At 40.3% G+C, this 19188-nt stretch carries 21 protein-coding genes and 1 pseudogene; 14 read left to right on the forward strand and 8 right to left on the reverse strand.

Annotated elements, in window-relative coordinates; all coding sequences use genetic code 11:
* Window positions 1–92 precede the first annotated feature (92 nt).
* The 6 genes from AACX33_RS25900 (at window position 93) to AACX33_RS25925 (ending at window position 5299) form a co-directional block, all read left to right on the forward strand.
* Window positions 93–1202, forward strand: a complete 1110-nt coding sequence (locus AACX33_RS25900; RefSeq protein ID WP_193997132.1) for an AAA family ATPase — start codon at window positions 93–95, stop codon at window positions 1200–1202.
* On the forward strand, window positions 1199–1687 hold the full coding sequence (locus AACX33_RS25905) for a hypothetical protein (protein WP_193997133.1): 489 nt from the start codon (window positions 1199–1201) through the stop codon (window positions 1685–1687). Before AACX33_RS25900 ends, AACX33_RS25905 begins: the two co-directional genes overlap by 4 nt.
* A gap of 1108 nt (window positions 1688–2795) precedes the next feature.
* Window positions 2796–2981, forward strand: a complete 186-nt coding sequence (locus AACX33_RS25910) for a hypothetical protein (protein ID WP_193997134.1) — start codon at window positions 2796–2798, stop codon at window positions 2979–2981.
* Between the two features lie 363 nt (window positions 2982–3344).
* Entirely contained in the window at window positions 3345–3857 is a 513-nt protein-coding gene (locus AACX33_RS25915) for an inorganic diphosphatase (protein ID WP_193997135.1), read from the forward strand.
* Between the two features lie 146 nt (window positions 3858–4003).
* The gene (gene panD, locus AACX33_RS25920) at window positions 4004–4387 is read left to right on the forward strand and encodes an aspartate 1-decarboxylase (protein ID WP_193997136.1); all 384 of its coding nucleotides are present in this window, start codon (window positions 4004–4006) and stop codon (window positions 4385–4387) included.
* Window positions 4388–4399: 12 nt separating this feature from the next.
* Window positions 4400–5299 (forward strand): MBL fold metallo-hydrolase, encoded by a 900-nt coding sequence (locus AACX33_RS25925; protein ID WP_193997137.1) that lies wholly within the window; start codon window positions 4400–4402, stop codon window positions 5297–5299.
* Between the two features lie 180 nt (window positions 5300–5479).
* Here AACX33_RS25925 and AACX33_RS25930 read toward each other — a convergent pair.
* The 5 genes and pseudogenes from AACX33_RS25930 to AACX33_RS25950 form a co-directional block, all read right to left on the reverse strand.
* Window positions 5480–5794, reverse strand: a pseudogene (locus AACX33_RS25930) (IS4/Tn5 family transposase DNA-binding protein); the annotation flags it as partial.
* Between the two features lie 140 nt (window positions 5795–5934).
* The gene (locus AACX33_RS25935; protein ID WP_193997139.1) at window positions 5935–7344 is read right to left on the reverse strand and encodes an aspartate ammonia-lyase; all 1410 of its coding nucleotides are present in this window, start codon (window positions 7342–7344) and stop codon (window positions 5935–5937) included.
* Between the two features lie 235 nt (window positions 7345–7579).
* Window positions 7580–7801, reverse strand: a complete 222-nt coding sequence (locus AACX33_RS25940; protein WP_193997140.1) for a hypothetical protein — start codon at window positions 7799–7801, stop codon at window positions 7580–7582.
* Window positions 7782–8069 (reverse strand): BrnT family toxin, encoded by a 288-nt coding sequence (locus AACX33_RS25945; protein WP_193997141.1) that lies wholly within the window; start codon window positions 8067–8069, stop codon window positions 7782–7784. The genes AACX33_RS25940 and AACX33_RS25945 overlap by 20 nt, the downstream gene beginning before the upstream one ends.
* A 13-nt stretch (window positions 8070–8082) precedes the next feature.
* Entirely contained in the window at window positions 8083–8226 is a 144-nt protein-coding gene (locus tag AACX33_RS25950; RefSeq protein WP_193997142.1) for a hypothetical protein, read from the reverse strand.
* Between the two features lie 138 nt (window positions 8227–8364).
* Between AACX33_RS25950 and AACX33_RS25955 the strand changes: the two genes are divergently transcribed.
* On the forward strand, window positions 8365–8928 hold the full coding sequence (locus AACX33_RS25955; RefSeq protein ID WP_193997143.1) for a Uma2 family endonuclease: 564 nt from the start codon (window positions 8365–8367) through the stop codon (window positions 8926–8928).
* Complete coding sequence (pgsA, locus tag AACX33_RS25960; RefSeq protein ID WP_193997144.1) at window positions 8925–9443, forward strand: CDP-diacylglycerol--glycerol-3-phosphate 3-phosphatidyltransferase; 519 nt, start codon at window positions 8925–8927, stop codon at window positions 9441–9443. The genes AACX33_RS25955 and pgsA overlap by 4 nt, the downstream gene beginning before the upstream one ends.
* Window positions 9444–9564: 121 nt before the next feature.
* On the opposite strand, the gene rfbB is transcribed toward pgsA, so the two are convergent.
* The 3 genes from rfbB to AACX33_RS25975 all read right to left on the reverse strand — a co-directional run bounded on the left by rfbB (window position 9565) and on the right by AACX33_RS25975 (window position 12689).
* A complete protein-coding gene (gene rfbB / locus AACX33_RS25965) occupies window positions 9565–10635 on the reverse strand; it encodes a dTDP-glucose 4,6-dehydratase (RefSeq protein ID WP_193997145.1) in 1071 nt (356 codons plus the stop codon).
* A 152-nt stretch (window positions 10636–10787) separates the two neighbouring features.
* The gene (locus tag AACX33_RS25970) at window positions 10788–11669 is read right to left on the reverse strand and encodes an SMP-30/gluconolactonase/LRE family protein (protein WP_193997146.1); all 882 of its coding nucleotides are present in this window, start codon (window positions 11667–11669) and stop codon (window positions 10788–10790) included.
* 81 nt (window positions 11670–11750) lie between these two features.
* Window positions 11751–12689 (reverse strand): NAD-dependent epimerase/dehydratase family protein, encoded by a 939-nt coding sequence (locus tag AACX33_RS25975; RefSeq protein WP_193997147.1) that lies wholly within the window; start codon window positions 12687–12689, stop codon window positions 11751–11753.
* Between the two features lie 340 nt (window positions 12690–13029).
* Between AACX33_RS25975 and AACX33_RS25980 the strand changes: the two genes are divergently transcribed.
* From AACX33_RS25980 to AACX33_RS26005, 6 genes are all read left to right on the forward strand, one after another.
* A complete protein-coding gene (locus AACX33_RS25980; protein WP_193997148.1) occupies window positions 13030–14166 on the forward strand; it encodes a glycosyltransferase in 1137 nt (378 codons plus the stop codon).
* 118 nt (window positions 14167–14284) lie between these two features.
* On the forward strand, window positions 14285–15067 hold the full coding sequence (locus AACX33_RS25985; protein WP_193997529.1) for a sugar transferase: 783 nt from the start codon (window positions 14285–14287) through the stop codon (window positions 15065–15067).
* A 334-nt stretch (window positions 15068–15401) separates the two neighbouring features.
* Entirely contained in the window at window positions 15402–16478 is a 1077-nt protein-coding gene (gene gmd, locus AACX33_RS25990; protein ID WP_193997149.1) for a GDP-mannose 4,6-dehydratase, read from the forward strand.
* A 23-nt stretch (window positions 16479–16501) separates the two neighbouring features.
* A complete protein-coding gene (locus AACX33_RS25995) occupies window positions 16502–17461 on the forward strand; it encodes a GDP-L-fucose synthase family protein (protein ID WP_193997150.1) in 960 nt (319 codons plus the stop codon).
* A gap of 94 nt (window positions 17462–17555) precedes the next feature.
* Entirely contained in the window at window positions 17556–18095 is a 540-nt protein-coding gene (locus tag AACX33_RS26000) for a 5-formyltetrahydrofolate cyclo-ligase (RefSeq protein WP_193997151.1), read from the forward strand.
* 18 nt (window positions 18096–18113) lie between these two features.
* Window positions 18114–18947: a carbohydrate ABC transporter permease gene (locus AACX33_RS26005; RefSeq protein ID WP_193997152.1), complete on the forward strand. Its 834-nt coding sequence runs from the start codon at window positions 18114–18116 to the stop codon at window positions 18945–18947.
* Window positions 18948–19188 lie beyond the last annotated feature (241 nt).

The raw sequence follows: 19188 nt of genomic DNA on the forward strand, positions 1-19188 counted from the left end.
GTGTATAAGAGACAGCTATCTCACTTAACTGATAACCGCTATATATCCTATGAAAAATTTCTTCACTTCCCATTGAGGGGAATATTTCTATTATGCTGCAAAGATTATATGTACACAACTATCGATGTCTAGAAAACTTTGAACTTACCATGAAAGAGATGTCATCTGCTCTCTTAATTGGCAAAAATGGTGCTGGTAAATCAACTATTTCCTCCGCCTTAGAGGTATTTCAATCTATTGGTAGAGGTATTAATAGAGTTAGACAACTTGTGCAGTCCAAAGATTTTGCTCGTGGGCGGTCTGATGTTCCTATTCGGTTAGAAATAGAAGTATTATTAGAAGAAAAATTATATAAATATATCCTAGCTTTAGAGCTACCAGAAAAGTTTAAAGAACTGCGGGTTTTTGAAGAGCAATTATTAGTTGATAACAATATACTTTACTCTCGAAAAGAAGCCCAAGTTAATCTTTATTCTACCTTCCAGAATCGGGAAGCTCAATTTTTAGTCGATTGGCATTTGGTAGCCCTTCCACTGATTCAGGAGCAATCTGAAAGTGATCCGCTTCGCACTTTCAAGACTTGGCTGGCTCATATAATTATTTTAGCACCAATTCCCAGCTTAATGACTGGAGATTCCTACGGCGAAACTTTAGAACCAAAACGAGATGGTTCAAATATTGGCGAGTGGTTTTCTGGTTTACTTGGTAGATATCCTGCTGCTTACAGAGAGGTTGACAAATACCTACGAGAAATTATGCCAGACTTTCAAGATTTTCTCAATGAACTTATTGGTAAAGACTTCAAAAGCTTGGTTGTTCGATTTGAAGAAAACAATGCAAATCTCAGTGTGAACTTTGAAGACTTATCTGATGGGGAGAAATGCTTTTTTCTATGCGCGGTGGTGTTAGCAGCTAATAAGTTCTATGGACCACTTTTTTGCTTTTGGGATGAGCCGGATAACTATCTTTCTATCTCAGAGGTTGGACATTTCATTACATCACTGCGACGCTCATTTAAGAACAGTGGACAAATTTTAGCAACTTCTCATAACCCTGAAGCTATCCGCAAGTTTTCTAATGAAAATACCTTTGTGCTTGATCGAAAAAGCCACTTAGAGCCTACTTTAATTAGACCACTTAGTGATATATCTATTCCAGGGGATTTGATCAATGCTTTGATTTGTGGCGATATCTCATTATGAGCATTAACAAGAATAAACCGCACCTTTTTATCTTACCTGAAGATGATGACAATAAAGATATTGCCAACGGATTTCTTCTAGATTTAAACCTTAATCATCGTGCTATTCAAGTCCTCCCAGTAGCTGGTGGTTGGATGAAAGTTGTGGATAAATTCAAAAATGATCATATTAAGCCAATGCGAGACTATCCACACAGGAACATAGTGTTAATTATTGATTTCGATGGATCTAAAGATAGATTTAGTTATGTAGAAAATTTTATTCCAGACGATATAAAAAATAGGGTATTTATCCTTGGAGTAAAACTTGAGCCAAAGGATCTCAGGAGAGATACCCAGAAAACTTGTGAGGCTATTGGAGAAGCACTTGCTAAAGATTGCGCTGAAAACAAGAATGAATTATGGGGACATCCCCTTCTCATACATAATCACACTGAGTTAGAACGAATGATTGTATCTGTAAAACCTTTTCTGTTTTTAACATAGACATAATAATATGTTAGAACAATTGAATCATTTCGCTTTTGGTGTGATTCTGGTATTAGCTATCTGATTTTCTCGTTTTTGTTTCTAGGAGAAAATAAACCTGATATTACTCAACCTGTAGCCGAAAGCTGGTTTGATGATGAATCTTTTATGTCTTATGAGTTAAAAGTTAGAAGAAATTTTAGAATATCGACAATTTTTACAACAGTTGCGCGATGCATTAGATGAAATTTTAGGTTTTGCGTTGAGAAAGGGTATGGCTCAAGTTGACGGGAGTGATATTGGTTGATAGGGGAGAAATTTATAAGTTGAGTGGACAAAAATTCAATGTATATGAAGAAATATAAATAACCCTTTGCACCTTGAAATGTTGACGGTGCGGTGCGCTGGGCGACAACACACCCTACAGTTTATTTACCTGAAAATTGCTGTAAACTAACAGGCTTGATTTGGTATCTACCTATATATAGATTGACAAATAGCAGGTAGTATTGCCCAGATTGATCTTGAGTGATCCAAAAACATTTCCTTGGTACTATTACTGAATAAATCAGGTTAAATACAAGTATTATAATTGTAATTTTTCGGTATTACTTGAGGTTTGCTATAGTCATATTTACTCAGAATGGCTTGCTTTTCAATACCCGAAATATAACTAAAGCTGTATTGTAAAAAAGAACATTTATATCTATGTGAAATCTCGGTTATTTTAAATTTATCTAAAACCAACTAAATCTCTAAAACTAGCTTTAGAATCATATTTGAAGATGTTACAATAGTATCATTGTTCCCTAATTCCGGTGAATAATTAATCTATGGTCAGATAAAAAATGTGATTTAATTAGCCAATACTTAACCGATTCTTAACCCGTGAACGAATAAATTACTTTCGACAAGTGTAACTTATGAGTCACCAAGTCAAGATGTCAAGATTTTTGTGTAAATTTGTATCAAAAATGGCAGTTAAAAAACTTCTATTATGACAGTTGTCAAACTGGTTGAACTTTTTGGCTGCTACATAGTTGACAGTCAAAAAATAGTTAGAATAGCATCAAGACTCTCTTTTTGAGAGTAAACCTACTAGAAAAGTGACGAATTTCAAATTTGTATGGACGCAAATAGCCAGTCTGCCAACCCTCCCGATACATATTCCCATCGTTTGGCAGACATTGTGGGAACTGCGATCGCTCTAGTGACTCTAACACTACCTGTGTTTGTCATTGCCCACTATTCGACCGATGTTTCAAATAACCAACCACCCCGAACCTATACACTGCCAAGAAGTGGAAATTAAACAACAGTTGCAAGTAGCATTTCACAGCAAGTTCGCTCGCAGAAGGAGAAAACATCTTGTGATCTGATATTTTGGATGTGTAGTTAACCCGGCATCATCTGAATCTGTATTGTCTTGTGACTGATTCAGATATGTATAGTTAAAGTTTTTTCTTGTCTCACCAGACAGAGATGTCTGAGTTGTAAAAAGCGTTGCGGGGAGTCCTGACAACGCTTTTTGCTGTTTTGACTTGACATATACTTGCGATGTTGAACAATTATTCATATCAATATTTTGGGAAGAAGTCCATCTTGGCTTTAAAATTCTACAGAAGGAGCCAAACGGAGTGCTACCTGAATTTACTGTTATCAGAGGAGTTTTTCTGTGGACTTATCCCGTATTCCTGCCCAACCAAAACCGGGTATACTCAACGTTTTAATTGAAATCCCCGGCGGGAGTAAAAATAAATACGAGTTTGACAAGGACTTGGAAGCCTTTGCTTTAGACAGAGTGCTTTATTCTTCGGTACGATACCCTTATGACTACGGCTTTGTACCTAACACTTTAGCTGATGATGGCGATCCCCTGGATGGAATGGTGATTATGGATGAACCAACTTTTCCTGGTTGTGTGATTCCGGCGCGATTCATTGGAATGTTAGAAATGATTGATGGTGGCGATCGCGATGAAAAAATTCTTTGTGTTCCTGACAAAGATCCGCGCTACGCTGAAGTAAGATCACTGAAAGACATAGCGCCCCACCGCTTAGAGGAAATTGCTGAATTTTTCCGTAGTTATAAAAATTTGGAAAAAAAGGTCACACAAATTCTCGGCTGGCAAGATGTTGATAAAGTTTCAGCCTTAGTAGACAAATTCATCCAGGCTGCTAAAGCATAATGTCAAAGTTATGAGTTATAAGTTGTGAGTTATGAGTTTTTATTTTTAACTCTAACTTCTAACTCTAACTGTCCATCACCTTTGTCGAAACACCAACAGCTTTGGCTGGTTGCGAATCGCAAAAATTGCTACAAAACTTTAAAAAAATGCAGCGTACTGTCCTTTTGGCAAAAATTCACAACTGTACCCTCACGGGGGCAAATATCAACTACGTGGGTAGTATTAGCATCGATCAAGTTTTATTAGACAAAGCTGGCATTTTACCCTATGAGCAAGTTCAAGTAGTGAATAATGCTAATGGTGCGCGTTTTATTACTTATGCAATACCTGCCCCAGCTAATTCTGGCATAATTGAACTAAATGGGGCAGCAGCACGTCTAGGCATTACAGGCGATCGCTTGATTATAATGGCTTACGGGCAGTTCACTTCCGAAGAGTTAAAAAATTACTCTCCGACAGTAGTCATTGTGGACGAAAAAAACCATCTATTGGAAGTACGTCACTACGATGACCTGCTCAGTAAGGTCTAACTGGCAAGGAAAATGTCAAATTTTGAGTTGTCGGGTTCTCAAAGCTACGTAACAAAAGAGCAAATTATTCCCCCCAGTATTCCTGTTGGTGAATTTTGGGTAAAATTCTGGGGTGTCAGAGGTTTAATTCCCACTCCATGCACTAATACTCACCGCTATGGTGGTAACACTGCTTGTATAGAAATATATGTAGCTGGCAAACGCCTGATTTTTGATGGTGGTACAGGTTTACGCATACTTGGAAGAACTTGGCAGAAACTACATCAGCGGCTAGAAGCACATTTATTTTTTACTAATTCCCAATCAAGTCATATTCAAGGCTTTCCCTTTTTTGCGCCGGCATTTCTTACCGACAATTGCTTCCATATTTATGGTACAGCAGCTTCCAATGGAGCTTCGATTAAACAATGTCTCGGTGACCAAATGCTTCAGCCGCTCTTTCCTTACCCTTTACAGGCGATGCAATCTCAATTGCATTTCTACAATCTGAGTGAGGGGAGCGTGGTCAAGTTAGATGATGTCACAATTACTACGGCATTGATTAATCAAAATCAGAGGTCTGTGGGCTATCGCGTCACTGACCAAAAATGTAGTGTTGCATATGTTACAGATTTACACAAAAATCTTGATAAAGTAGAACGCGATCGCATTTTACAGATAATTCATGATGCTGATTTGTTAATTGCCAATGCTACCTACAATCCGCCCACAGCTTACAACCATGCAGCCACTGATGTCCACTGGAAAACTGCTGTAGAGTTGGCAAAAAGTGCAGGGGTGAAACAGCTAGTCATCTCTCAGCACCATCCTGATGATAAAGATGATTTTCTTGACAAAGTACAACTGGAAATTCAATCTATTTTTCCCAAAGCATTACTCGCCTGTGAAGGTTTAGTATTATCGGTTGAGTAGCCAATTAAATTTGGTTAACTTCTGCATGAGTCTGCGTTTAAAAAACTACTATTTTCTGCAAAGCATTAATTATTAGTGACGTTCTGAATCAAAAATAGATGATCTTTCTGTGCAGGATGAAAATCTGGTCGGCAAAATTCTATGGCGTTTAATAATACTTTATACAGAAATTTATCTTTGGTAATCCACTCCTTTAGTTTTGGGGTGGTCTGTTAAATCTATGTTTGTTGTGTCTTGAATCGCTAAGACTATTTGATGTTCTTTAATTCTGCCGATTGTGCTGTCTATATGCCCTTGACGAATTTCACTGGCGGGAAAATATGGTGAAGTACAAAAGTTATATACTGCTTTGGTTGCTGCCATATTTCCGCTCGCTTGCGGTACGCTACTATCCGGCTGTGCGGCTAAATCCTCTACTATGCGTATTAACCGCTTATTTCGACGAACGTCTCCTATATCTACCTGAGACAGTTCCTTGGCTGCCCACTTCTCCATGATTCCATTACCCGATTCTGTTCTCTCCACACGATACTTAGCAAGCTTTTTCCGCTGATTTTAAGTATCTTGTTAGATTGTTAAGAAAGATCCGGGTAATGGATAGCCGCAAGCGAGGAGAGGGGAGAATTTGATTGAAGTCAAGTTAGAGGAACAATGGCACTCATTTGTTCTAAGTTGAGGACGGTTGCTAATTCTGCTTCACTCATTAACCCTCGTTCTAATACTATTTGTCTGAGAGATTTACCAGTTTCTAAGGATTCTTTGGCTACAGCAGCAGCGTTTAAATATCCGATGTGGGTGTTCAGTGCGGTGACTAATGCTAAACTGCCTTCGGCGTAAGCTAAACAGCGTTCTTTATCGGCGGTAATTCCTGCAATACAGCGTTCGGTGAGGGCGGCGATGGTGTTACCGAGTATTTCAATGCTGTGAATCAAATTATAGCCAATTAGCGGCATCATCACGTTCAATTCTAATTGTCCGGCTTGGGCTGCTAAGGCGATCGCACTATCATATCCCATTACCTGAAAGCATACCATTGATGTCATCTCTGCCATGACTGGGTTATATTTACCCGGCATAATTGAGGAACCTGGTTGCACTGGGGGGAGTTGAATTTCTTTAAAACCAGTTTTGGGGCCTGAGTCCATTAACCGCAAATCATGGGAAATTTTGACTAAATCCTGTGCTAAGTTGCGTAAAGCCCCGGAAACGTTGACAAAAGGAGCCATACTCTGCATTGCAGCCATTAAATGGGGTGCTGGTTCCAAAGGCGATTCTAGAAATTGGGCAATAACTTCTACCACACGGGCGCGATACTGGGGATGTGTATTCATACCTGTACCAGCAGCGCTACCACCTAAACCCAACGCCATTAAATCCCCAGAGGCTGTATAGATGCGGTTTTGGTGTTCTGATAATATCTGCGCCCAAGCCCGGAAATTCTCACCCAAACGCACAGGTACAGCATCTTGTAAGTGGGTTCTGCCAGATTTGACGATATCTTGAAATTCTACAGCTTTGGTTTCTAAAGATGCGATCGCCTTTTCTAAAGCTGGCTGTAATGTGTGGGTAAGTGCTAATAAGCCACCAACGCGGATAGCTGTGGGAATCACATCATTGGTAGACTGTCCGTAGTTTACATGATCATTGGGGCTAACCCGTTTGTAATTACCCTTTTCCTCGCCGAGAATTTCTAAGGCGCGATTTGCCAAAACCTCATTCACATTCATGTGGTGAGACGTTCCCGCACCCGCTTGATAGACATCTACCACAAACTGATCTCGTAAATTTCCCGCCAGGATTTCATTAGCAGCTTGGATAATTGCTTCACTGATATCCTGGGGAATGCAACCTAATTCTCCGTTTACAGTGGCGGTAGCTTTTTTAATAATCAGACAGGCATCTACGTAAGTAGGTAAGGGCTTAATGCCGCTAATTTGGAAGTTTTCTACTGCACGTAGTGTTTGAATGCCATAATAAGCGCTACCGGGAATTTGGCGATCGCCCATCGAATCGCGTTCAATGCGAAAATCTGTATATTCAGTCATAGTATTGTGTGGATAATCTCAAAATACAGATCATGCCATGCAATTACCATAAAATCCTAATCTCAAAATTTTTATATAATTTTTCCCATATACTTAGTACAAGTCAGCGTAAATATAGCTTTTCTTAATCACATAAGGTATATCATAGCCCCCTCCTCGCTTGCACCGGAGGGGGTTGGGGGTGGAGTTCTGAGGTAATCAGCCAAATTATGGTTATTTAAGCAGTATAATCGCTTTATTTTTCAGGAATAGCAGACAATAAACAACGTAAAGCACGATTCACTGCTTCTGATGTTTGAAAAACTTGAGCGACATCAGGATCAAGAATTACTGTAATTCTCTTTTCTGAGGTAGTAGCAAAACGATTAGGACGAGCTTTAGTATAATCTAAATTATATTCTGGTAATAAATCATCAGCATCAAAATCATCTTGTTGATTAATTGGTGTTTTGTTCATAGTCTTGTCTCTCTTTTTTAGTGGCTAAACGACAGCTAAAAATACGGATTAAATTACTTTCTCTTTCGGTAAAACAAACTAAAAGCAAGTGATTTTGATTTGAATAACCAATAATAATTTCTCTTTTTTCTCCGAAAGAATGAGCCAAGTCATCAAATATCAAGGCAAATGGATCATCAAATACTGTTTTTGCTTCCTCAAAACTAATTCCATGTTTGTTGATGTTTATTTGCGCTTTATTTTCATCCCATTCAAATTCTACCCTCATATAAACCTATCATTCAAATTTGTATCATTATTGGTTGATTTGGGTGATTAGAGTCTTTGACTTTATAAGTAATGCCAAAACCAGTATTACTAGTTAAAACATCGATAATTGTGTAACGTTCTCTGAGAATAGTCCCAGTTTGTAAAGTTTGATTCATAAAATGCCAGAGTTTTACGAGATATCTACAATAATAAATTATACAATGCAATAGTAAGCTTTTTTACATCTGCGTTTACATACAACTAAGTTGAGTTTAGGGTAAACTGGAAGTTAAATACTGGGAGGTAAAAATATTATGATAAAAACATCAACTCGCCAGATAACTTTAGCAGAATTTTTACAATTACCAGAAACCGAACCAGCAAGTGAATATATCAACGGCGAAATCATTCAAAAACCCATGCCTCAAGGTAAACATAGTAGATTACAGCTTCACTCAGCTAATGTAATTAATCATGTGGTAGAACCGCAAAAAATCGCTTTAGCCTTTCCAGAATTACGCTGTACATTTGGAGGGCGTTCTATTCTTCCAGATGTGGCGGTATTTGCATGGGGGAGAATCCCAGTGGATGAAAAAGGGAATATTGCTAATGTGTTTAATACCCATCCTGATTGGACAATTGAAATTCTATCTCCGCAACAAAATACAACCAAAGTCACTAGAAACATTCTACATTGTTTAAATCATGGTACTAGCTTAGGTTGGTTAATTGATCCAGAAGAATATAATGTTATAGTTTATCCCCATCAGCAGCAACCAATATTTTTAGAAAACGAAGAAGATATATTACCAGTCCCCGAATTAGTCGGGGATTTACAGTTTACATTAGGGCAATTATTTGATTGTTTGAAATTATGAATTTACCCAACGCGATTACTTTTTCTCGACTTTTAGGAATCCCATTTTTACTTTATGGTTTATATAATCCCACACCCGAAGCTAGATGGATATGTTTAACAATATTTCTAGTCGCAGCGTTGACTGATTGGTTAGATGGTTATTTGGCGCGAAAACTCAACCAAATTACTGATTTAGGTAAATTTCTCGATCCTTTGGTGGATAAATTGCTGGTACTTGCGCCGTTATTGGTGTTAGTGGAATTAGGAAAAATTCCTGCTTGGGGCGTGTTTGTGATTTTAGCACGGGAGTTGGCGATCGCAGGGTGGCGGGTAAATCAAACTACAATCACAGGGGCGAATATTTGGGGTAAACTGAAAACTGTAAGTCAGATAATAGCGATCGCGCTTTTAATTGCACCTTTATCACTAGCTTGGCAAATCCCCACGTTAACTGCATTTTGGCTATCTGTGGCTTTTACGGTCATATCCGGCATAATTTATCTCATACCACTAAAAAATCAAGAAAGTGTATGAGGGTAACGTAGCTATAAATTATTGAACCGCCAAGCCGCCTTGGCGCTAGCCTCTCCCTTTGGGAGAAGATTGCCAAGAGAATCAGGAAATAGTTTACAAATGATTTGAGACTGCTGTAATCTTAACCTTTCCTATTTTCATAGTTTTGTTTTAACCAAGATTTATATTCTCCTGAGCGTACTTGATTAATCCAATCTGAGTTATTCAGATACCATTGCACAGTTTTTAATAAACCACTATCAAAGTTTTCTTGAGGTTGCCACCCTAATTCATTACTTATTTTACTACAATCAATTGCATATCTTCGATCATGTCCCGGACGGTCTTTCACAAAGGTAATTAAGGAAGAATGGGAAAAATCACATTTAGGTGCTAATTCATCAATAATTGCACAAATTTTTTCCACAACTATCAAATTGGTTTTTTCGTTGATTCCACCAATATTATAAGTTTCGCCAACTTTTCCCTGTTGCAAAACTAGGTTAATTGCCTCGCAATGGTCGATAACATAAAGCCAATCTCTGATATTTTGTCCATCCCCATATATAGGTAAGGGTTTACCTTCCATAGCATTGAGGATAGTTAAAGGAATCAGTTTTTCGGGAAACTGACGCGGACCATAATTGTTGGAGCAATTTGTGGTTAAAGTAGGGAATCCATAAGTGTGATAATAAGCTCTGACAAAATGGTCAGAAGCTGCTTTTGAGGCTGCATAAGGACTATTTGGTGCATAGGGTGTATCTTCTCGAAAGGCTGGATCTTTTGGTTGAAGTGAGCCGTATACTTCATCTGTAGAAACGTGCAGAAAGCGAAATTCTTCCTGTTTGGAAGCTGATAGTTTTTGCCAATAAAATCGACTGGCTTCTAATAGCTTAAATGTGCCAACTACATTAGTTTGGATAAATTCTTCAGGATTCAAAATAGAACGGTCAACATGACTTTCAGCCGCAAAATTGATAATTGCATCTGGCTGATACTTTTCTAATAAATAAGCGACTAACTCTAAATTACCAATATCTCCTTGTACAAAATGATAGTTTTTATCAGCTTGTAAATCGGCTAAAGTTCCTAAATTACTAGCATAAGTTAACTTATCCAAATTAATTACATTAGCCCATGCTAACTGTCTTGCTAGGAGGACAAAATTAGCACCAATAAATCCAGCACCACCTGTAACTAATACTGTTTGCATATTTTTTTCAAAGACTCTACTTCATGTATTAGCAAATCAACTCTCAGCTATTTTATTCTCTACCTTTCTTTTCTTAACTTTGTGTACTTCTCCCAAAGGGAGAGGCTAGCGCCAATGCGTACTTTGTGGTTCGTTCCTCTTAAAACAACCAACTAGCCATAAAAACCGTATGTAGGTAATCCCGCCACATCAGTCTTGAAAGCGAACAAATCACCAGAGTAAACACTTTTGTCAATTTCCTTCTGCTGGAGTCCCACAGAAGCAGTAGTAATATAAAGTGTTCGCAAATCCTCACCCCCAAAAGTGCAACTAGTCACGAGTGGTACAGGTAACTGTATCCTGAATACTTCCTCACCAGTGGGGCTAAAACGAATCACACACCAACCATTCCACATAGCTGACCAAATGTATCCTTCACTATCTATAGTCAATCCATCAGGATGGAAGGATTCATGAGTTAAATCAACTACAGTCCGGCGATTACTAATATTACCTGTAGTCGAGTCGAAATCGTAAGCGGATATTTTTTGTTGCGGAGAATCAGTCAGATAAAAGGTTTTTTGATCAGGACTCCAACCCAAACCATTAGAAATAGTCAGTCCTGTTTCCATGACGTGTAGTGAACCATCATGATCATAACGGTACAGACAAGCTTGATTTGCTTCTGAGGACATGGAACCAAACCAGAAACGTCCTTGAGGGTCGCATTTACCATCGTTAAGGCGGTTGTTTTGTCGATCAGCTTCAATTTCGACAATAGTCGTAACTAAGCCTGTCTGAGTGTCGAGGAATGCCAATTGATGGCGCAATGCCATAATTAATCGATTATCCCCTGCTGATGCGATCGCACCTACCACGTCTCCCACATCAAAATACTCATCTTTGCCTGTAGCAGGGGAAAATCTATGCACTCGATGGTTAAAAATATCGACCCAGTACAGCAACTGCTGGCTAGAATCCCAGATGGGGCCTTCAGCTAAACGGGCGCGCACCTCTAAAACGTTATAGAGTGAATCTGGCAATAATTCAGTCATAGTGTCTTGTAATTTAGCTATTGAAAATTGGCTTTCCATGCTTGTAGAACACCGAAAGCCAACCATAGAAGCAGAAAATCTTTACATAGCTTGTAAAATCTCTTCATCCATAGAAAAATCAACTTCAGTTTTATCCCGCCCAGTTGTCAGATAATCGTTTTCTAAGGAATCAGCCAGCCCGGAAATTAAATCATATTCAGGTTGCCAAGCTAATTCTGCCATAGCTTTGTTCACTGAGGCGAAGAAATGCTGCACTCGCATGGGAAAAGCTTTGCGCTTGCCAAAATCGAATTTTTTGGGGTCGTAATGCACTATTTTGACTGCATCCGGTGATTTACCAGCCGCTACAGCACAAGCACGGGCTAAACCATCGAAGGTTACATAGCGATCGCCAGAAATATTATAAATTTGTCTGATGGCTTGTGGATTGCCGATTACCTTGGTCATGGCCATGGCTAAATCTTTGACATGACCTAACTGGGTAATATGTGACCCATTACCAGGAATGGGAATTGGGCGATCGCGCACAATTCTATCAAAAAACCAGCTTTCCAAATCGTTATAATTTTGCGGCCCGTAAATATACGTTGGGCGAATCGAAGTAAAAGGTAAATTTTGTTGAATCAAGTAAGCTTCCGTCTCATGCTTACCCCGGTGACGACTTTTCGGATCGACTTTATCGCCTTCTATGTGAGGTAATTGGTCAGATTTGAGATACACCCCCGCAGAACTCATATACACAAAATGTTGCACTTGGTCTTGAAAAATTTCTGCTAATGGTTGAGTATCAGTCAATTCACGACCATTATTATCAAAAATGACATCAAATTTTTCTGGTGATAATTTTTCTTTTAGTTGGGTGGCGTTAGTGCGATCGCCTATAATCTGTCCTATTCCCGACAAAGCAGGTACTGGACGATTACCACGATTAAACAGTACCACCTCATGTCCTTGTTCTACCAGCAGTTGAGTTAGGTAAACACCAATGAACCTAGTACCACCCATGATCAAAATTCGCATAAATTCCCTGTTTTTAATTTTTACGTCTTTTCCAGAGCTAGAGGCTAGAGGTTCCCCACTCCCCAGAAGAAGAGGGGGAGCTGGGAGCGGGGGTGAGTTGGAAATTACTTTACACGGACGACTGCTTAACAACCTATTCTCTTCTCCCCTGCCCCCTGCCCCTCTGCCTCTTCCTACTCCCTAATTTGAGGTTATCAGGTTGCAGGATCTATCTGGAACCTCTTTTGAAAGAATTACGTCTCAAACTCAATCTGGGACACTTCCCATTTCTCCTTGGCAAAAAAAACTTTTCAGTTAACCCCGTAAATTGCTAAGTTTTTTCTATCTATAAAAGTTAGCTGTGTCCTTGAAATACGCTTTGGTTCATGAGTGGCTGACACCGAAAGCCACAGGCGGTTCAGAACTAGTTGTGCAGGAAATTCTGAATCACATTGATGCCAATTTATATGCCCTAATTGATTTTGAATCCAGCAATTGCGAAAGTTATTTATACCAACGTCAGATTGGCACAACCTTTCTCCAGCATTTGCCTTATGCTCGTAATGGTGTACAAAAATACTTGCCTTTGTTGCCGTTGGCGATTGAACAATTGGATTTACGGCAGTATGACGTAATTCTATCGTCCTCCCACGCTGTCGCCAAAGGAATTCTGACAACCCCCGATCAGTTGCATATTTGTTACTGCCATAGCCCCATGCGCTATGCTTGGGACTTAACTTTTGATTATCTGCGCCAAAGTAAGTTGGGAACAGGTGCGGCTGGATGGGTAACTCGCTATTTATTGCATCGTTTGCGCCAGTGGGATGTCTTGAGTGCCAATCGCGTTGATTACTTTATCGCTAATTCGCGGCACACAGCTCGTCGCATTTGGCGCTGCTATCGGCGAGAAGCAACAGTCATCTATCCACCAGTAGATATTGATAATTGGCCATTTTCGCCTCAAAAATCAGATTTTTATCTTGTAGTTTCCCGGTTAGTCAGTTACAAGCAAGTATCCTTAATTGTCAAAGCATTTAATCAATTACAACTACCGTTGGTAATCATTGGTACAGGGCCAGAAATGAAACAAATTCGTGATCTAGCTAGCTCTAATATTCAAATAATGGGATGGCAACCTGATGATGTGGTAAAAACATATATGTCCAAAGCTAAGGCATTTGTCTATGCCGCTTGTGAAGATTTTGGCATTGCCTTAGTAGAAGCACAAGCTTGTGGTACTCCAGTAATTGCCTACGGTGCAGGAGGTGCTTTAGAAACTGTGCGCGATTTGCACTCTGGTATGGATACAGCAACGGGGATATTGTTCAGAACACAAACAGAAGCAGCTGTCATGGAGGCGGTAGAAAAATTTGAAATTTATCAAAGTTGTTTCAATCTTGAGTATATGCGATCGCACGCCTCCCAATTTTCCTTACAAGTTTTTGCCCAGCGCTATCTAGAATTTATCGATCAATGCAACAAAGAAAAAGCATCCTGAAACTCATCAGCCAAATTTAAGTCCTTGTTTTCTGGGCTTTTGGCAATTTATTCCCAGAAGCAGTTCATTTTGGCTTTAAGATTGGGACTATGTGTGGTGTGGATTATTAAGGAGTATGATGACTGCCCAGAGCTCACTCCTCTCCGGTAAGCAATACCTACCCTTCAGGAATGGCAAAGCCCAACGGCAAGATACTAGCGCGTCTACGCGTACTTTTTTAAGACGCGGCCAAAAAACAAAAACGCCTAAGCTCAAACCCAGAGGTTTGTCTGTTCAGGGTTTAAACGGAGAGTTTGCTAAACGACTATTTGATATAGTTTTTTCCCTGTTGGTATTGATTTTGTTCTTCCCCGTCTATTTAATTTTGTCCTTGCTGATTGCTGTTAGCTCAGAAGGCCCAATTTTTTATGTCCAAAAACGGGTAGGCAAAAACTACAAGACCTTCAATTGTATTAAATTCCGGACAATGGTGAGCAATGCCGACGAAATGCTCATGCAAATCATGGCCACATCGCCCCAGCTGCGACAAGAATTTGAAAGCAGCTTTAAGTTGAAACAAGACCCCCGGATTACCAAAATTGGTCAATTTTTGCGAATTACCAGCTTGGACGAATTTCCTCAGTTCTGGAACGTTCTCAAAGGAGACATGAGTGTTGTTGGTCCCCGCCCCTTAGTAGAGTCAGAACTTCCCAAATATGGTTGTCATATTGATCATATTTTAACAATCCGTCCAGGAATCACTGGATTATGGCAAGTTTCTGGGCGTAATGACATTCCTTATCCTCGAAGAGTCCAAATAGACCTGCACTATGTCAAATTTAGAAATTTTTGGCTGGACTTATGGATAATATTTAAAACAATTGATGTAGTTATTCTACCCAAAAATAACGGAGCGTACTGAAATAAAGCTAAAAGTTTACACTAATACTTTTCAGTAATTTCTCGTATGGGACAGACCAAAGAGGCAGGTGTGCAGAGTGCAGGGGGATTGACAACTCCCCTGCCCAAATATTTCTTTGACATAAAATTTACACAACAGATCACGTTGCTTTGGAGTTAAGCTGCTTGGGGCTAACTTGTGAAATTACTTTTTAATCAGTATATTTTAGTGACGGAAAACCTATATTAACTATTAATAATAGTAGGTTTCCCATGAGGCAATTTAGCCTTTAGCTGGTAGGTTGTATAAATCTGCCTGTAACTATTTTATCAAAGATCATAAGGAATAATTGAGCATGACCCAAAGCAAGCGCGCCTTAATTACTGGTATTACTGGTCAAGATGGTTCATACCTGAGTGAGTTTTTGCTAGAGCAAGGTTATGAGGTGCATGGTATTATTCGCCGGACTTCTACCTTCAACACAGACCGCATTGATCATATGTATGAAGACCCTCACAAAGAGGGAGCGCGGTTGTTTCTTCATTACGGCGACTTGACTGATGGGACGACCCTACGCCGAATTTTAGAACAAGTCCAGCCCACAGAAATTTATAACTTGGGCGCTCAATCTCATGTCAGAGTCAGCTTTGACTCACCAGAATACACAGTTGACGCAGTAGGAATGGGAACACTGCGTTTGCTAGAAGCTATCCGTGACTACCAACAACGTACAGGAATTCAGGTGCGTTTTTACCAAGCGGGTTCCTCCGAAATGTTTGGTTTAGTGCAAGCAGTACCCCAAAACGAAACAACGCCATTTTATCCCCGCAGTCCCTATGCTTGTGCGAAAGTTTATGCTCACTGGCAAACGGTGAATTACCGTGAGTCTTATAATTTGTTTGCTTGTAATGGCATACTGTTTAACCACGAATCACCACGTCGCGGTGAAACCTTTGTCACCCGCAAAATTACTAGAGCCGTTGCCAAAATTGTTGCGGGTAAACAAAACAAAATTTATATGGGTAATCTTGATTCCAAACGAGATTGGGGCTACGCTAAGGATTACGTGCGGGCAATGTGGCTGATGTTGCAGCAAGACCAGCCTGAAGATTACGTAATTGCCACTGGTGAAACTTATTCTGTGCGCCAATTTTTAGATAAGGCATTTGGTTATGTGAACCTGAAGTGGGAAGATTATGTCGAGTTTGACGATCGCTATATTCGTCCGGCAGAAGTAGACTTGTTAATTGGTAATCCGACTAAGGCTAAAGAAAAGTTGGGTTGGGAACCATCAGTAACTTTTGACGAATTAGTGGCTCTCATGGTAGAAGCAGATTTGCAGGCTTTGGGTCATACTTCACCCAATGGCAATGGTATAGCTTCTGATGATATGGCTACTATTCGTCAAGAACTGGGCGCTCTCCACTTCTGATATATACCTAACAGCATAAAATTATGACCGCCTTAGAACTCAAAAATCAACGGATTCTCCTGACTGGTGGCGCAGGTTTCCTTGGTCGTCAGGTGATGGATCAGCTATGTAAAGCTGGGGCTGATCGTGCCAAAATTACCGTCACGCGATCGCGTGAGCATGATCTACGTGTCATGGAAAATTGCCAGCGTGCAGTTGACCAACAAGACATTATCATCCACTTAGCAGCTCACGTCGGTGGTATTGGACTTAACCGCGAAAAACCCGGCGAGTTATTCTACGACAACTTGATCATGGGTACTCAGCTGATTCACGCGGCGCATGAAGCTGGAGTCGCAAAATTTGTTTGTGTGGGTACAATCTGCGCTTATCCCAAATTTACACCAGTCCCATTCAAAGAAGATGACCTCTGGAATGGCTACCCAGAAGAAACGAACGCTCCCTACGGCATTGCGAAGAAAGCCCTTTTGGTTCAATTGCAATCTTACCGTCAACAGTATGGCTTTAATGGTATTTACTTGTTGCCAGTAAATTTATACGGCCCTGAAGATAACTTTGACCCCAGTAGTTCCCACGTGATTCCGGCGTTAATTCGCAAAGTCCATGAAGCCCAAATCAAGGGAGAAAAACAACTTCCGGTTTGGGGTGATGGTAGCCCTACCCGTGAGTTTCTCTATTCCGAAGATGCGGCGCGGGGAATTGTCATGGGTACTACTTCCTACAATGACTCTGAACCAGTTAATTTGGGAACGGGTGAGGAAATATCTATCCGCGATTTAATTACTCTGATCTGCGAACTGATGGAGTTTGACGGTGAAATTGTTTGGGAAACGAATCAGCCCAATGGTCAACCCCGTCGCTGTTTGGATACTGAACGGGCTAAGGCAGCTTTTGATTTTACGGCTCAGGTCAGTTTTAGGCAAGGGCTAAGGAATACGATTGAGTGGTATCGGCAAAACGCACTTCGGCTGCGCTCAGTGTAAACTGTATAGCTATTTTGGGGTGGGCGATGTCCACCTTTTTTTTTAACGCAGAGGAGCGCTAAGGTACGCGCAGAGGTACGCGGAGGTTTTTTGCATGGGGAAGGTTGATTTACGTCGTAGTCTTATCCAAAAACGGCAATCAATGTCTGTAGGAGTATGGAGGGAAAGCAGCGATCGCATCTGTACGCAATTGCAAAATTCTCTTTTATTTACTCAAGCTAAAACAGTACTGGCTTATTTCAGTTTTCGTCAAGAACCTGATCTCAGTCCATTGTTTACAGATCCAAACTATAATTGGGGATTTCCCCGCTGTGTTGGTAAGTCTCTGGATTGGCATCTCTGGACACCTGAAGATTCTGTTCAAGTCGGCGCTTATGGCATTACTGAACCTCCGCCTCACGCCCCAATGATTGAACCTGCGGCAGTTGATTTGATTCTCGTTCCCTGTGTGGCTTGCGACTATCAGGGATTTCGTCTGGGTTATGGTGGGGGATATTATGATCGTTTACTCAGTTCGCCAAATTGGGCAAATAAGCCGACTATCGGCATTGTCTTTGATTTTGCGTATTTACCCCAAATACCTCTGGAATCTTGGGATCAACCATTACAAGTTGTGATTACTGAAAACCATTGAATTTAAACTATTGTTATTTTGAAAATCTCTAATTCACGACTAAAAACTATTTTAATCTACGGGTTATTAGGAGCGATCGCACTGGTGACGCTTTTTCCTTTGTTGTGGCTGATCAGTACAGCTTTGAAGTCTCCTACAGAAAATATTTTACAGTCGCCGCCGCAGTTATTACCCAGTCAACCAACACTGAATAACTTTTCTACTGTTTGGCGATCGCTACCTTTTACACAATACCTCTATAACAGTACCTTGGTAGCAGTGCTAACCGTGGGTTTAAATCTACTATTTTGTTCTTTAGCCGCTTACCCCTTAGCCAGACTGTCATTTCTGGGGCGCAACGCGATTTTTACAGCCATCGTCTCTACAATCATGATTCCCTTTCAAATCGTGATGATTCCCCTGTATATTTTGACAGTCCAATTAGGTTTAAGAAATACTTATTTAGGGATCATTTTTCCAAGTTTAGCTTCGGCTTTTGGCATTTTTCTACTGCGTCAAGCTTTTCTGGGTGTCCCCAAAGAACTAGAAGAAGCCGCCCGCATGGATGGGAGTTCTGAATTAGGCTTATGGTGGCATATTATGTTGCCAGCAATTCGCCCAGCATTGGTTACCCTGTCTATTTTCGTATTTATTGGTTCTTGGAGCGACTTTCTTTGGCCTTTAATAGTCATCCAAGATGAAAGCTTATATACCCTACCTTTAGGAGTGGCAAAATTAGCCGGGACATTTTCTTTAGACTGGCGATTAGTAGCTGCTGGTTCCATCATTTCTATTGCCCCAGTCCTGCTATTATTCTTATTTGTACAGCGTTACATTGTACCGACGGAAACGAGTAGTGGTGTCAAGGGGTGAATTATTTGATTTGGGAATAAAAATTTATATTAATTAGCAAAACTGCACAACAGACTTTTTCCCCGTTGTAGTCCTAAAAACAAAATTTAACTGTAAATCCAGTTCCCCTCCTCGCTTGCGCTACCGTGTACACACAAGTGATCGAATCGCCCCCTAACCCCCAATTCTGGGGGAACAAGAATTTTCAAAGTCCCCCATTTTACCCCCAAATTTGGGGGTCACGGGGGCAGGGGATTTAGGG

It is taken from the genome of Nodularia sp. LEGE 04288 (assembly GCF_963896525.1).
Taxonomy (GTDB): domain Bacteria; phylum Cyanobacteriota; class Cyanobacteriia; order Cyanobacteriales; family Nostocaceae; genus Nodularia.